This window comes from Pedobacter sp. GR22-10, assembly GCF_026239715.1.
Classification (GTDB): Bacteria; Bacteroidota; Bacteroidia; order Sphingobacteriales; family Sphingobacteriaceae; genus Pedobacter.
Genome location: NZ_JAPIVR010000004.1, coordinates 44,079 through 60,449, shown reverse-complemented (window position 1 = coordinate 60,449; position 16,371 = coordinate 44,079). Strand labels below are relative to the sequence as shown.

Here is a 16,371-nt window from a genome sequence, read left to right as displayed (position 1 = left end):
ATATGACGCCAAACAAACTCCTTTTGATTTTTCTTTTTTTTGCTTTCAGCACGCAGGTGTCACGTGGGCAGGAGGGAGGAAACTGGGAACTCGGGGTTATGGCAGGAGGTGCAGGCTACATGGGTGATTTAAATCAGAATAATCCCCTTAAAATAAGTGGTCTTTCTGCAGGAATATTCGGAAAGAAAAATTTCAATTCATATTTAGGGGTGCGTTTGAATTATAGCTACGGGCAGATTCAGGCCAAAGATTCAGAATCTGATAATGCACAGTTTAGGGAGAGAAATCTAAGTTTCAAAACAAGTTTAAATGAATTAAGCGCCATCTTAGATTTTAACTTATTTAATTTTAAACTGGGCGGTGGCAACAGGTTGTTTTCACCTTATATTTTTGCAGGTGCCGGTGTAGTGATGTTCAAACCTACAATCAAGTATGGCGGAGAAAAATACCGCTTGGATCGGATGGCTACTGAAGGACAGGAAAATGCCTACAGTAATATTGCCCTCACTATTCCATATGGTGTAGGCTTAAGATACAATTATAAAGATACCTGGAGTATTTTTTCGGAAATCGGGTACAGAACACCTATGACGGATTATATTGATGATGTGAGCGGAAAATATCCAAGTTTAGAACTTCAAAACAATACCAGAGTAGGAAGTCCTGGTTTAAATTTATCTGATCCATCTATCGGTCAGATTGGAATTCCAGGTACCCAAAGAGGAGATTTTAGAAAAAGGGATACTTATCTATTTGTTAGTGTTGGCATATCTTTTACCTTTGTATCCTCAAAATGCTATTCGTTTTAAGCTGATTTTGACATAATTAATGGGATTTAAAGAACAAATAGACTATAGCCGCCTGCCAAAGCACATTGCCGTGATCATGGATGGTAATGGAAGATGGGCAAAAGGCCAGGGTAAAGTACGCGTGTTTGGTCACGAGCAGGGGGTACTTTCTGTAAAAGATATTGTAGAAGGTTGCGTAGATGTAGGTATTGAATACTTAACGCTCTATGCTTTTTCTACAGAAAACTGGAACAGGCCAAAGGAAGAGGTTGATGCATTGATGCAAATCCTGATTTCTACCATCAATAACGAAACTGAAACACTCAATAAGAACAATATTAGGTTAAACGCCATTGGTAACATTTCATCATTGCCGCAACAATGCATTAATGATTTGCATGAAGCCATGGCTAAAACTGCGCATAATCAGAAATGTACTTTAACACTTGCGTTAAGTTACAGCGCAAAATGGGAGATTTTAGATGCGGCCAAGCAAATTGCTGAGGCTGTGAAAAACAATACCATTTCTATTGAGGATATTGATGAAAATTTATTCTCCTCAAAGTTAACTACGGTTAATATGCCTGATCCCGAATTAATGATCAGGACCAGCGGAGAACACCGCATCAGTAATTATTTACTTTGGCAAATGGCTTACACGGAGTTTTACTTTACCGATGTGCTCTGGCCTGATTTCAGACGTGAAGATCTTTTTGAAGCGATAGTAGACTATCAAAAACGCGAGCGCCGCTTCGGCAAAATTAGTGAACAATTAAACTAATTTTTCTTTTAACACTTTTTAACAAGCGTTTAAACTAACTTAGCGCCACTTTTATACGATAAATGTAACCATCAAAAGCGAAACTAAATAAAGTGATTTACTTTATAAAACGTGTACCTTCGTGGCCATTACTGAACAAATTATTTTAATGAAAAGAATATTTCAAGTTTTAATCCTACTAGTTTTAGCCGCTCCGGCATTTGCTCAAATACGTCCGCAAGGTCAGGCACCGGTAACCCCATCTTTGAAGGTTGGAGGCTTGGATCTCGATTATTTCAGTCCCAAAGAATACATTATCGGCGGTACAACCGTAACAGGTACGCAGTATTTGGATAAAGATGTTTTGATTACGCTATCCAAATTAACAAAAGGCGATAAGGTGGTGCTTCCGGGTGAGGCAACCTCCGATGCAATTAAAACGCTTTGGGCACAGGGATTGTTTGATGATGTGAAGATTAATATTGAGAAGTTTGTTCAGGACTCTGTTTATTTTGAAATCGAAGTAGTGGAACGTCCCCGCTTAAGTTCCATTGATTTAAAGGGCATCAGCAAATCTCAAAGAACAGCCATTCAGGAAAAGTTAAATGATAAAACAGGTAAAATCGTTAATGATAACTTATATAACACCACCTCAACGATCATTAAAAAGTATATGCTGGATAAGGGCTACTTTTTTACCGCCATTGATTATAAAACCCGTAAAGATCCTAATGCCGAAAACAGTGTTGTTTTAGAGGCTAATATCAATAAAGGAAGCCGGGTTAAAGTACAGCGCATTTACTTTACCGGAAATAAAGATTTTAAGGAAGCCAAGCTGAGAAAATTTTTAAAGAACCCTAAGCAATTTGCCTGGTGGCGTTTCTGGGGTTCAGGGAAATTTTCTAAAGAGAAATATGAAGAGAATAAAGTGAAGATGATTGCTAAATTGCAGGAGAAAGGTTACCGTGATGCAACCCTTTTGAAAGATAGCATTTATCAGCACAATAAAAAGAAGGTTAACATTAAGATGGATATTTACGAAGGCAAGAAATATTACTTCGGAAATATTACCTGGGCAGGTAATGCCATTTATCCTGACAGTATTTTAAGTAAAGTATTAACCATTGAGAAAGGTGACGTTTTTAGTGAGGAACGACTAAATAAAAAACTGAACGGTGGTGGCGAAAATGGCGGAGATATCAACAGTATGTATACTGATAATGGATACCTGACATTCAACATCGATCCGGTACAAACCAAAATTTATGGTGATACCGTAGATGTGGAAATGCGCATGTATGAAGGTCCTCAATATGTAAACAACAGAATTACCTTAAAGGGGAATACCATTACCAATGATAAAGTGGTTTTGCGGGAAATCCGTACCAAGCCCGGGCAGAAATTTAATAAGAGTGATTTAATTCGTACTATTCGTGAGATTGGACAGTTGGGCAACTTTGACGAATCTAAAACGGTACCTACACCTCGCCCTAACCCTGCAGATGGTACAGTAGATATTGAATATGCAGTGGAAGAAAAACCTTCAGATCAGATTGAATTGTCAGGTGGTTTTGGTGGTGGCCGGATCATCGGTACATTGGGCTTAACTTTTAACAATTTCTCTTTAAGAAACTTATTTAATTTAAAAGCCTATAAACCTTTGCCAAAAGGTGACGGACAGAAATTAAGCTTACGTGGACAAACCAATGGTAAGTATTACCAGTCTTATAGTTTCTCATTCTCTCAACCCTGGTTCGGTGGCGAGAAACCGGTAAGTTTTGGTGTAAGTGCATTTACCTCATTGCAATATGTTCCATATAGTTCAGCAACAGAAAGTAGTCCTTTAGATAGACGTATTCGTTTAAATGGAGTAACCGTAAGTTTAGGGAGAAGATTAAACTGGCCGGATAACTATTTCCAATTGAGTCATGCAGTGAGCTTGCAGCAATATATTTTAAATAACTATACAGGTTTTTTATTCTCAACAGGAACATCTTATAATATTAATTTGTCTCAGGAAATTAGCCGTGATTCGAGAGATTCACCAATTTTCCCGAAATCAGGATCTTTTATTCGATTTACCATTCAGGCAACACCTCCGTATTCATTATTTAACAAAACGAATTATGCTACCGCATCTGATAAAGATAAATACCGTTTTACGGAATACCACAAGTGGAAATTTGACTCTCAATGGTATCAGCGTATTGCCGGAAACTTGGTTGTTAAAGCACAGGCACAGTTTGGTTTCTTAGGTCAATATAATAAAGCAGTTGGTCAATCAGCATTCGAGCGTTTTAAATTGGGTGGTGATGGTATGCAGGGATTTGATTTCTTACAAGGTTCTGAAATTATTGCCATGCGTGGTTATGCAAACAATGCTGTAGTGCCGGTAGATATAAATCCTAATGCTATAAATACGGCTCAAACTTCCGGAAGTCCGATTTACACTAAATATGTTTTAGAACTTCGTTATCCTGTTATTTCAAGTCAGCAGGCAACCGCTTTCGTACTGGCTTTCGCAGAGGGTGGTAATACCTGGAACAGGTTTGGTGATTTCAATCCGTTTAACGTAAGAAGATCTGCAGGTATTGGTGCCAGAATTTTCTTACCAATATTTGGGTTATTAGGAATTGACTATGGTCATGGATTTGATAAAATTATCAATAGTAGAGATGGTAATTTTGGACGTCAGAATTTTACATTTAGTATTGCTCAACAATTGGGTGGTTTTTAAAATATAGATTTTTCATTTGAAAGAAGGGATATGCAATAGTATATCCCTTTTTTTTATTTATAATTTTCGATACCTCCACTTAAAATCGACTTTTATAATTAAAGATATAGTTGTTCTTGGGAAAATTACATTTGTTTTAATGCTTTATTTTGTATTATTTATAATGCAAAATAAAGTGTTTTATGTATTTTTAATTGTAATTATTTATTTTATTTATTTTGTATTATTATTTGTATAATTGTGTAATAAATTTAAAAAGATTTTTATGACAAGAAAAACAAAAAACACAGTCCTTAGCTTCATTATGTCAGGCATGTTATTAGGTACGATAGCATCCTGTAAAAAAGATTCAAAGCAAAGTTTATCTGACAATTCTATTGAATCGGAAACTTTAGTTAAAAATGGGATGCTATCTTTTAAATCTCAAGAAAACTTTAACACAGTGATAAAGCATTACAATGCTATTTCATTGAAGGATGTAGATGCAGAATTATCTTCCTTAAATTATCAATCCTTAGCAAAAGATACGCTAAATGAAAATAGGATTGCCGATGTTAAAGATCCTGTAATTAGAAGATTATTAAATAAGGATGGTGCAATAAATATTGGTGATAAAATTTATTTTATTTTTGCAGATAGAGAATATACCATCAAAAATGCTGATTTTGATGTTTATAAAGATTTAAAAGCAAATGGACAAAACTCTACATTTAGAACTGATACTTCAAAAGTAATAGAAAAAATTATTGTTAGTGGATCCTTAAATGTAAAGTCTGACGGTAGAAACTTGAGTGTAATGTCGTTATCAAGTGGATTAAAAAAACCTGGTACTTTAGCTGTACTAAGTGGTGGTACACAAGTAAATTATTCTAATGAATACGACAATGGCAGACCAGAAAGAGTGAAAATATTTGCTTGGGCAGAAAACTATACATTTAGTTCTTCATGTGGGGTATCTTTAATAGGTGAAGCATACAGAAAAGGTGGTGCTTTTGGAAGTAGGAGTTGGAGAGAAGATCCTATGTATTATTCAAGAATTTATGGAAGTTATACTATTACTCACTACGGAATTTTTACAAGAAGTTTTGATACAGGTGGTCAAAGTCTAATTTCTGAATGTAGAAATACTTTTTCCGATGGTTCATCTGGTATCACACCAGTTATAAACACTCTTAACGCAACATATGAATGGAGAAAAGCTCCACAAAATCCTCAGGAAAGTTTTATTAAAAACTTCTAATAGGTTATCCTGAATAAATTTTTTGTTAAAAAAGGTTAAAAGCTCAAGTTTACTTGGGCTTTTATTATTTCATAGTATCTTTGTACTGATTATGTTTCAGGTAATAAAATAAGTCAGTCGGGGTTTAAATAGAACTTAAACTGATTAAATAAAATCTTTAGCTAATAAGAAAAGGGTGATGAGTTCATATAAATTTATTGGCTTTTGAAATCATAGTTGCTTCACTTACCTTTGAAAACAAATTTACACACAATGAAAAAATATCTTTTAGTCGCATTTTTACTTTGTACATCTTTTGGTGCCTTTGCACAGAAGTTTGCATATGTAGATACAGAATACATTTTAAAGCAAATGCCTGAGTATAAATCTGCATTAAGCCAACTGGAAGTGGCATCCAAACAATGGCAGCAACAGGTTGATCAGAATTTTTCTGAAATTGACCGGATGTACAAGGCTTATCAGGCAGACCAGGTTTTACTTACTGACGATATGCGCAAGCGCCGCGAAAATGAAATTATCGAAAAGGAAAAACAGGCAAAGGAATTTCAGCGTCAGAAATTCGGACCGGATGGCGAACTTTTCCAAAGCCGGGCAAAATTACTGAAACCTATACAGGATAAGGTAGCTGATGCCATTAAACAAATTGCAAAAGCAAAATATCTCGATTTCATTTTTGACAAGAGCAGTGAAGCTACCATGATGATTTATGCCAGCAGCAGCTACGATCTTAGTAATGATGTTGTTGTAAAATTAGGTTACAAACCAGGAAGTGCAAATAATTAGTATATTCGCCCCTTGAATTCTGAGAAACAATTAGAAAAAATAAAAAAAGTAAAATAGAAAGATGAGAAAGTTAATTAACGTATTCTTTGTAGCAGCAGGATTAGTGTTTACAGTGAATATGGCAAGTGCGCAACAAAAATTAGGTCACATTAATTCAGAAGAGGTTTTTGCAAACCTTCCCGAAGCTAAAGCGGCTCAAACTACTTTAGAAACATTAGGCAAACAAAAACAAACTGATATTGATGCGATGATCAAAGAATATCAGACAAAAATGACCAGTGCCCAGAGCTTAGAAAAAACCTTAAGTGAGGCAAATAAGGAAGCCGTAGGTAAGCAATTACAAACGATGGGACAGGAATTACAGGATTTAGAAAAACGCATTACTGATGCACGTACAAAAGCGTCACAGGATATCGGTGCTAAACAAGGTGAATTGTTCCAGCCTATCCAGGCTAAAGTTGCAACAGCCATTTCTGCTGTAGCTAAAGAAAAAGGTTTAGCTTATGTTTTTGACATTGCAAACGGTCAGGGTGGTAATAACCTTGTTTTCTGGGAAGGTGGTGATGATATCACTGCTTCAGTTAAAACTAAGTTAGGTATTTCAGCTACTGCTACTAAAGCACCTGCGCCTAAAAAATAGTACTGAGTAAAGCATTAGGAACTGAGGATTTCCTTCATGATTTAAAAAATACAAGCGGAATTAAGTTTAACTTAGTTCCGCTTTTTTGTACTTGAAGCATTTTAATGTTGCAAAGTTAAAAGACTAAGGAGATGCTATTCAGGCGGTGCTAAACCTTCTCAGCGTTTTAACCAATTTTCAGTTAACTTTACCACATTTCAATATTTAACTTGCCGAAGCAATGCAAACATCACCCATAGGTATTTTCGATTCTGGTTATGGCGGATTAACCGTATTCAGATCTATAGCAGATCAGTTGCCGGAATATGATTACATCTATCTGGGTGATAATGCCCGCTCTCCTTATGGAGACCATTCTTTTGATACCATTTACAAATATACTTTAGAATGTGTGGAATGGCTTTTTGCCCGGGGTTGCCAACTGGTGATTCTGGCTTGTAATACCGCTTCTGCGAAAGCACTCAGGACGATACAACAGAAAGACTTGCCCGCAAAGTACCCGGATAGAAGGGTTTTAGGGGTAATCAGGCCGACAGCGGAAGTAATTGACCAATTCACGCAGCACAAACAGGTAGGCGTAATGGGAACCCGCGGAACGGTCAACTCGCAATCCTATCTGTTGGAAATTAATAAGTTCTTTCCCGATATTAAAGTGTTTCAGCAAAGCTGCCCGATGTGGGTGCCATTAATTGAAAACAATGAACATTTGCAAACAGGTGCTGATTTTTTTGTTCAGGAATATTGCCGGCTGCTAATGGATCAATCTGCAGGTATTGATTGTGTTTTACTGGCTTGCACACACTATCCTTTGTTGTTGCCAAAACTGAAAAATACATTGCCGGAAACCATAAACATTTTAACGCAAGGAGAAATTGTTGCTAATAGTTTAGTTGATTATTTGGAAAGACATCCGGAGATTGAGGCAAAACTAGCAAGAGCCGGAAAGAAATCTTTTTACACCAGCGGAGATCCTTCAGCTTTTGATGAACATGCTTCGGTTTTCTTTGGAGAAGCGTTGAAATCAGAGAAAATGGCGTGAGCGTTAACTTGGTTAAAGGGGTAGGTGTATTGGATCAGGAGGTTCATGCAGCTAAAAATGAAACGACTGCATCTTTATCAGCATTGCTTAACATAAGTCTTTTAATAATTTATCATTTATCAGTTCTGGCTTAACACATTACACAGGCTTCGCCATATTGTACATGTTCATTATATCATCCATATCTTAGAATTGATATAAAAATACTTAAATGGTGCGGTCTGTAATCCGAATTAACTTCTTACTGACAAAAGAAATACTTTTTATTTAGGTTGTGATTGTTTAAAAGGATAACTTTGCGCCTTCAAACCCACACAATGAGTGATCAGATAAAACACGAATGCGGAATCGCTTTTATTCGCCTGTTAAAACCACTTTCTTACTACCAGCAAAAGTACGGTACAGCACTTTACGGCCTTAACAAATTATACCTTTTAATGGAAAAACAGCATAACCGGGGCCAGGATGGCGCAGGTATCGCTACCATTAAGCTGGATATGAAACCAGGTAGCAGGTACATCAGCCGATACCGGAGCATGGCTTCGAATGCAGTAGCGGATATCTTCGAATATGTCCAGAACAAATTTGTCGATATTCAGGAAAATACGCCTGAATTAATGCAGGATACAGAATGGCTCAAAGACAACGTAAGCTTTATCGGTGAAGTGTTAATGGGCCACTTGCGTTATGGTACGCATGGTAAAAATAGCATCGAAAATTGCCACCCTTTCTTAAGGCAAAACAACTGGATGACCCGTAACCTGGTCATTGCCGGTAACTTCAACATGACCAATGTTGATGAATTGTTAGAGCAATTATACGAGTTAGGACAACATCCTAAAGAAAAAGCAGATACGGTTACCGTGTTAGAAAAAATCGGGCACTTTTTAGATGATGAAAACCAGGAACTTTTTGATCAGTACAAAAAAGAAGGGCACGATAACGTAGCCATTACACACAAAATTTCCGACCACCTAGACATTGCGAATATTCTTCGCCGCTCGGCTAAAACCTGGGATGGTGGTTATTCTATCTGTGGAATGGTGGGTAACGGCGATTCGTTTATTATGCGTGATCCGGCCGGAATTCGTCCCGCCTACTATTATTACGATGATGAAATCGTGGTTGCAGCGTCAGAAAGACCAGCTTTACAAACCGCATTTAATATTCAGTTTAAAGATGTGAAGGAGATCGATCCGGGGCATGCATTAATCATCAAGAAAAATGGCGAGGTAAGCATGCAGCAATTCCGGGAACCTACTGAAAGACTTTCATGTTCTTTTGAACGGATTTATTTTTCTAAAGGAAGTGATGTAGAGATTTACCGCGAACGTAAGCAATTAGGTCGTTTACTAAGTGATAAAATCCTTCAGGCTGTTAATTACGATTTAAAAAATACGGTGTTTTCATTTATTCCGAATACTGCGGAAGTGGCTTTCTTTGGAATGGTTGATGGTGTGCAGCAATATGTTCGCAGGCATCAAAAGGATATCCTTTTACATCAGAAACAAGAATTATCAGACGAAGAGCTGGAGGCTTTATTGTCGCTGGCCCCAAGGGTAGAGAAGCTTGCCGTAAAAGATGTAAAGCTCAGAACATTCATTACGCAAGATGCTGATCGAAGCGAGATGGTTGCACACGTTTATGATACCACCTATGGTATTATCAATAATCATCAGGATACTTTGGTTGCATTAGATGATTCTATCGTGCGTGGTACTACACTGAAACAGAGTATCATCAAAATTGTAGACCGCTTACATCCGAAAAAAATCATCATTGTTTCTTCGGCACCGCAAATTCGTTACCCGGATTGTTACGGTATTGATATGAGCAGAATGGGACAATTCGTAGCTTTTGATGCGGCGATCCAGTTGCTTACTGAACGTGGTATGTGGCAGGTGATTGAGGATGTTTATGCCAAATGCAAAGCATCGTTGTTGTTGCCAAAAGAGGAAATTGTAAATCACGTAAAAGAGATTTACAAACCATTTACACCAGAGGAAATTTCAGCTAAAATCGCACAGATCATTACGCCTAAAGGTACTGTTGCAGAAGTAGAGGTGATTTACCAGAGCCTGGAGAACCTTCATGAAGCTTGTCCAAAAAATAAAGGTGATTGGTATTTCTCCGGTAATTACCCAACACCTGGTGGAAATAAAGTTGTAAATAAAGCCTTCATCAACTGGAAAGAAGGAAATAATCAAAGGGCTTACTAAGCGAAGATTAAAATATAATATTGGATGGCCCATATGAAAATATGGGCCTTTTTTGTGAATGCATTGGGGCTGTCTGGTTGAACTTGCCTAATAGAGGAGTTGTTCTTGCTGAGCAGATATGGAGAAGCAATCTTTTACACCAGGTAAGCCTTGTTGAGTATATGGCTTCAGCTAATAAAAAATTCGCTTCGCAAGGACAATTCTTCGTGCCCTTATAGTAAGATTAATACTAAGCGTAAAACTGGATATAAGTTTTATATATCAGCCAGAAGGCAAAGAATATAATAATTACACCTGCAATTTTATTCAGCGTTTTTAAGGCGTCTTCCTTAATTTTATAACGAAGTTTACTGGAATAAAAACTTTTGGTTGCATCGATGCTGAGCTGGGTAGCCATGGCAATAAAAAAACAAAACAGTTTCTCGTTCAGCATATTATTAAGTTTAACCGAGATGATGCCACTTACGATGATCCAGAACATGAGTGTAGAAGGCGTAAGGATGCACATCAAAAATCCCTTTAATACATAACTTCTTTTACTGACTTTCTGAAGTGCTGAACTGTCGTAATGAACCTTGATTTTAGAAACCAGGTAATAAATCCCTACGGCGAGTAAAAATACTCCGCCTATGGCACCTACATATTTATCAAAGTCTGCTTTATAGTCAAAAAACTGGCTGCCAAAAAGAACGATCGCAATTAATATAACGTCACTAATTATTACCCCAACAGCCAGAGAAAAACCCGCCATAAAGCCTCTTTCTATACTGGTTTTAATCATTGCAAAAAATACCGGACCTGTTAGAAACGATGATATAATCCCTGCCCCAATACCTAATAATATGGCTTCAAACATGTATTGTATTGTTTATAATATGCGAATATGCAATTTTATACCTAAACATGTAACATTTATTTTTGTTAGGTCTGCCGCACAAAAATTAATGGATTTTATTTTTTTTTAGCTAAGTTTAGCCCCACTAAAACTAAAACAATTTAAATCGAAATGTCAAAAGAAACAACAAAAAATTATGGTACAGCATTATACACAATTATCACTGTATTCTTTTTTTGGGGCTTTGTTGCCGCGTCAAACGGTATCTTCATTCCCTTTTGTAAAACTCATTTTAAATTAACGCAATTTGAATCTCAACTTATTGATTTCACCTTCTATGGTGGCTATTTTATTGGCTCATTAATCTTGTATTTTGCATCTCAAGCCACAAAAGTTGATATCCTCAACAAAATTGGTTACAAAAAAGGAATTATTGCCGGCCTAATTATTTCTGCAGGAGGGGCATTCTTAATGATACCTGCCGTACATTCCGGTTCTTTTTTATTCATCTTATTTTCCTTCTTTGTGATTGCACTGGGTTTTTCCTTACAGCAAACAGCAGCAAACCCATTTGTGGTGGCTTTAGGTGAGCCTGAAAGTGGTGCACACCGTTTAAACCTGGCAGGAGGAATCAATAACTTCGGTGGTTTAATGGGACCTGTTATTGTTAGTGTGGTACTTTTTGGTACAGCGAACGATGCCGTAGCAAAAGCCGTTGAAATTTCATCAATTAACAACTTATATTATATCCTGGGTGGATTGTTTCTGGCAGTAGCCATATTTTTTGCTATTTCTAAACTTCCTGATGTAACCAGTACAGAAAAGATTGAAGCCAGCAGTAAACCTACTGGTCCGTTGGTAGTGATGATTGTTGGTTTCCTGATGGTGGCTGCAGCAAGTCCACTGGCTAAACTGACAGGCATCAGTGCTTCTATCTTTGTATACTCTTCACTGGTTATTATTCTGGGTGCTTTATTATTCGGTTATTTCACTAAAAAAGATAATGCTGCAAGCTGGGGTGCGATGCAATATCCGCAACTGGTATTGGGTATGCTGGCCATCTTTATGTATGTGGGTACAGAGGTAACCATCCAAAGTAATCTGGGTGCCTTGCTTAAACTGCCGGATTTTGGAGGATTGGATGATGCCGATATTAAACCCTACATTTCCTTGTATTGGGGCAGTATGATGATTGGAAGATGGGCTGGTGCTGTAGGTGCATTTAATTTAAGTAAAACAACCAAAAAGATTTTAACTGTCATTGTTCCATTTGTGGCATTTGCCATTATTTTAGGGGTTAACCATGCAACGGGTACAGATGTAGGTAACTTGTATGTTTATGCCGTATGTGTTGCCATTATGGTTGCTGCGGTATTTATTGGCCAGGAAAAACCTGCTAAAACACTAGCCATTTTCGGTACACTTGGTGCCGTAGCCATGATTATCGGATTATTAACCACTGGTCATGTGGCTATTTTTGCTTTTGTAAGTGGCGGTTTATGTTGCTCCATCATGTGGCCATCCATATTCTCACTGGCCATTACAGGTTTGGGTAAATATACCTCTCAGGGTTCATCATTTTTAATTATGATGATTCTGGGTGGATCAATTATTCCTCCGATTCAGGGAGAACTGGCTGATAGTGCCGGAATCCATCATTCATACATCATTCCGGTAATTGGTTTTGCCTACCTGATTTTCTTTGCATGGAAAGTAAGCGGTGAACTTAAAAAACAAGGTATTGACGTTGAAAATATTACAGCCGAAGGCGGACATTAATTTTAATAAAGTATTTTTGCAGCCACAGGGATAAATTTCCTGTGGCTTTTTAATTTTTACATGACTGACAAACCAAGCTTCGACACCATATTCATGAACCTGGCTACCGATCTGGCTGCCCGTTCGCATTGCGTTCGTGCACATGTAGGTGCGGTTTTAACCAAAGATACCCGGATCATTTCCATAGGCTACAACGGGCCACCTGCCGGAACGCACAATTGTGATGAGGAATGGCCGGAACATGGTTGTGCAAGAGACAGCAAAGGCAGTTGCTCGCTGGCTTTGCATGCCGAAGAAAATGCCATTCTTTATGCCTCAAAAAACGGTTCTAAAATAGAGGGATGTACTTTGTATACCACATTATCTCCCTGTATCGCCTGCGCCAGGTTAATCTTATCATCGGGAATTAAACTGGTTTATTATTCTAAATCTTATGCCGCTTATAAAGGTTTACCCAGTGATGAAGGGGTAGATTTTCTCCGGAAGTTCGGGGTAGAAGTGAAATTAATGGAATCCTAAGTTTCATTGGTTTGATCGCGCTTTAGTTTATAGCTTGAATTTGTCCCGTCGATGCCCAAACGACATACGATTGTTGTCAAAAGCCCAAACGCTGTGTGCTCTGCTTAAAGCCTAAACTTTCATGCTAAAAATCTCACCTCACCCGTCTGAAATCTCATATCTAATTGGTAGCTTTGCAGATGCTAGAAAAAATCATTATCGTCGATTTTGGTTCGCAGTTTACACAGCTCATCGCCCGGAGAGTTCGCGAACTAAATATTTACTGTGAAATATATCCATTCAATAATCTTCCTGAAATTACTGAAGATGTAAAAGGTGTTATCTTTTCGGGTAGCCCGTTTTCCGTTCGCCAGGATGATGCACCGCAGATTGAATTTGCTAAATACCATAATAAATATCCTGTATTGGCTGTTTGCTATGGAGCCCAGTACATCGCCCAGCATTCCGGCGGAGATGTTCAGCCTTCATCCAGCCGTGAATACGGCCGCGCGAACCTGAATTTTGTCAATCAGGAAAACAAACTTTTCAAAGGCATTAATATTGGCTCTCAGGTTTGGATGAGCCACGGCGATACCATCACCAGCATTCCTGATAACTTTGAATTAATTGCCAGTACGGATAGTGTTAAAGTTGCTGCTTACCATATTAAAGATTCAGATACTTACGCCATTCAGTTTCACCCGGAAGTAACACATAGTATTGATGGAAAGGTGCTTTTGGAAAACTTCCTTGTCGATATCTGCGGATGTAGTCAGGATTGGACTTCAGCAGCCTTTGTAGATACTACCATTGCGGATATCAAAGCGACTGTAGGCAATGATAAAGTTGTTTTAGCGTTATCGGGTGGGGTAGACAGTAGTGTTGCCGCAGTTTTATTACACCAGGCTATCGGAACAAACCTGCATTGCATCTTTGTGGATAATGGCTTATTGCGTAAAAATGAATATGAAAGTGTTTTAGAACAGTATAAAGATTTTGGTTTAAACATTAAAGGTGTTGATGCCAAGGATAAGTTTCTGAGCCAGCTGGCCGGTGTGGAAGATCCGGAGCAAAAGCGTAAAATTATCGGACGTGTATTTATTGAAGTTTTTGATGAAGAATCGCACCAGATTCAGGATGTAAAATGGTTGGCACAGGGAACCATTTATCCGGATATTATTGAGTCAGTTTCAGTGAAAGGACCATCTGCTACCATTAAATCGCACCATAATGTGGGCGGTTTGCCTGATTTTATGAAGCTTAAAATTGTGGAGCCACTTAAAACTTTATTTAAAGATGAAGTAAGAAGAGTGGGGTCAACTTTAGGTCTTGAATCCTTTATTTTGGGTCGCCATCCTTTCCCGGGTCCGGGTTTAGGCATCCGGATTATTGGTGAAGTAACCGCAGAAAGAGTAGCTATTTTACAGGAAGCAGATAAAATTTATATCGATAACCTGAAAGAAGCTGGTCTTTATGATCAGGTTTGGCAGGCAGGTGCAATTTTTCTGCCGGTGAGATCTGTTGGTGTAATGGGTGATGAACGCACTTATGAAAATGTAATTGCGCTAAGAGCTGTTGAATCTCTTGATGGAATGACTGCAGACTGGTGCCATTTGCCATATCCTGTACTCGCCAAAATATCAAATGAAATTATCAATAAGGTGAAAGGGATTAACCGTGTGGTTTACGATATCAGCTCCAAACCACCGGCAACAATTGAGTGGGAATAATATTGATTCATAGTCTTGAGTCCTAAGTCAGGAGTCAATTTAAAGAATATAGGATTATGCTGGCGGTTTAAACATTTGCCAGCATATTTTGTTTAAAATACACATATGAATTTAAAGAGGAATTATTGGTTTTTGATGCTGCTGGCGATGATTTTTGTGGCCTGTTCACCAAAAGTCAGAACGACAAAAAAAGATACTGCTAAACCAAAAGAAAAGGAGAAGCAAGAAGAGAAAAAGCCTGCTAAAAAGTTTACGCAGGCAAGTGTTTCTCTTTTAGTTCCATTTAAATTAGATGAACTCAATTTAAAGACAGCCACCAAAGCAGATATTGAAAAGTTCGCCATGCCCATCGATTTTTATCAGGGCTTTAAGCTTGGGTTGGATTCTGCAGCAGCATCCGGACTAAACTTTAAACTGAATGTTTTTGATACACAGGATGATAATGCTCATATCTCCGTGCTGTATAAAAACGAACGGTTTAAGCAAAGTAATTTAATTATCGGTCCGGTTTTTCCTGATGGTTTAAAACATATTTCTGCTTACTCAAAAGAAAATGATGCTACCATTGTATCTCCACTGGCTGCAACCAATCCGGCAGAGTTTAATAACCCTAATCTCGTGTCCATTATGAACAATATTGAGTTACATGGACAGCGAATTGCCACCTATATTGTCAAAAATTTTAATCCGTCCAATACAATTGTGGTTATCATCAATCCTAAAAAAACAGATGATGAGGCATTTGCTGCGCCGGTAAGGGATTATTTAAAAACCAATGGTAAGTTTGTGGTTCAGGAATATGCATCGGTTTTTACATTTGAAACCAAGATGCAAAAAGGCAAGCATTATGCTGTAGTGGTTACCTCATCTGATCGTGCCTTCGTTCAGCCAACAATTGATAAACTTTATAAGCTTAAAAATCTGGCTTCAGGTGGTTATGTAATTAACTTATTCGGACATCCGAATTGGGTAAAACAAAACTATCCAACGGATAAAATTCAGGCATTAAATACCATTATCAGTTCTTCCTATAAAATTGATTATAAAAATACAGCAGTTATTGGTTTTATCAAAAAATACCGTTACCGCTATGGCTTTGAACCCGGAGAGTATGCTTTTAAAGGTTTTGATGTGGGGTATTACTTTGGTAAATTATTGAGTAATCATGGAGAAGATTACCGCGAATACCTGACAAAAGATAAGTATAAAGGGCTTCACAATACATTTTCATTTATCCATGACGAAAAACTGGGCTACATTAATACCAGTTTAATGCTGCTGAAATACAAAAATTTCGCTTTAGAAATTGTAGACTAAATTTTT

Annotated in this window: 13 protein-coding genes; 12 read left to right on the top strand and 1 reads right to left on the bottom strand. The window is 37.7% G+C overall.

From position 1 onward, the window contains the following. The first annotated feature begins 2 nt into the window (after positions 1-2). The 8 genes from OQX64_RS16910 (at position 3) to OQX64_RS16875 (ending at position 10,206) form a co-directional block, all read left to right on the top strand. A complete protein-coding gene (locus OQX64_RS16910; protein WP_088303253.1) occupies positions 3-809 on the top strand; it encodes a DUF6089 family protein in 807 nt (268 codons plus the stop codon). Positions 810-828: 19 nt separating this feature from the next. Next, positions 829-1,569, top strand: coding sequence for an isoprenyl transferase (locus OQX64_RS16905; protein ID WP_088303252.1), 741 nt, complete (start codon positions 829-831; stop codon positions 1,567-1,569). Positions 1,570-1,717: 148 nt separating this feature from the next. Beyond that, on the top strand, positions 1,718-4,285 hold the full coding sequence (bamA, locus tag OQX64_RS16900; RefSeq protein WP_088303259.1) for an outer membrane protein assembly factor BamA: 2,568 nt from the start codon (positions 1,718-1,720) through the stop codon (positions 4,283-4,285). Positions 4,286-4,550: 265 nt separating this feature from the next. Next, a complete protein-coding gene (locus OQX64_RS16895; RefSeq protein ID WP_265819666.1) occupies positions 4,551-5,525 on the top strand; it encodes a hypothetical protein in 975 nt (324 codons plus the stop codon). 252 nt (positions 5,526-5,777) lie between these two features. Next, on the top strand, positions 5,778-6,308 hold the full coding sequence (locus tag OQX64_RS16890; RefSeq protein ID WP_088303250.1) for an OmpH family outer membrane protein: 531 nt from the start codon (positions 5,778-5,780) through the stop codon (positions 6,306-6,308). Positions 6,309-6,369: 61 nt separating this feature from the next. Continuing rightward, a complete protein-coding gene (locus tag OQX64_RS16885; protein ID WP_088303249.1) occupies positions 6,370-6,948 on the top strand; it encodes an OmpH family outer membrane protein in 579 nt (192 codons plus the stop codon). Positions 6,949-7,168: 220 nt separating this feature from the next. After that, positions 7,169-7,987, top strand: coding sequence for a glutamate racemase (gene murI / locus OQX64_RS16880; protein WP_265819665.1), 819 nt, complete (start codon positions 7,169-7,171; stop codon positions 7,985-7,987). 317 nt (positions 7,988-8,304) lie between these two features. After that, positions 8,305-10,206 (top strand): class II glutamine amidotransferase, encoded by a 1,902-nt coding sequence (locus tag OQX64_RS16875; protein ID WP_088303247.1) that lies wholly within the window; start codon positions 8,305-8,307, stop codon positions 10,204-10,206. Positions 10,207-10,435: 229 nt separating this feature from the next. Here OQX64_RS16875 and OQX64_RS16870 read toward each other — a convergent pair whose 3' ends face one another. Then, positions 10,436-11,062: a LysE family translocator gene (locus OQX64_RS16870; protein WP_088303246.1), complete on the bottom strand. Its 627-nt coding sequence runs from the start codon at positions 11,060-11,062 to the stop codon at positions 10,436-10,438. Positions 11,063-11,212: 150 nt separating this feature from the next. Here OQX64_RS16870 and OQX64_RS16865 point away from each other — a divergent pair, with 150 nt between their 5' ends. From OQX64_RS16865 to OQX64_RS16850, 4 genes are all read left to right on the top strand, one after another. Then, complete coding sequence (locus tag OQX64_RS16865; RefSeq protein ID WP_088303245.1) at positions 11,213-12,820, top strand: MFS transporter; 1,608 nt, start codon at positions 11,213-11,215, stop codon at positions 12,818-12,820. 60 nt (positions 12,821-12,880) lie between these two features. Next, entirely contained in the window at positions 12,881-13,339 is a 459-nt protein-coding gene (locus OQX64_RS16860) for a deoxycytidylate deaminase (RefSeq protein ID WP_088303244.1), read from the top strand. Between the two features lie 179 nt (positions 13,340-13,518). Then, positions 13,519-15,048, top strand: coding sequence for a glutamine-hydrolyzing GMP synthase (gene guaA, locus OQX64_RS16855; RefSeq protein ID WP_265819664.1), 1,530 nt, complete (start codon positions 13,519-13,521; stop codon positions 15,046-15,048). A gap of 105 nt (positions 15,049-15,153) precedes the next feature. After that, positions 15,154-16,365 carry an ABC transporter substrate-binding protein gene (locus tag OQX64_RS16850; RefSeq protein WP_265819663.1) on the top strand — a complete coding sequence of 404 codons (1,212 nt, stop codon included), beginning with the start codon at positions 15,154-15,156 and terminating at the stop codon, positions 16,363-16,365. Positions 16,366-16,371: the final 6 nt, after the last annotated feature.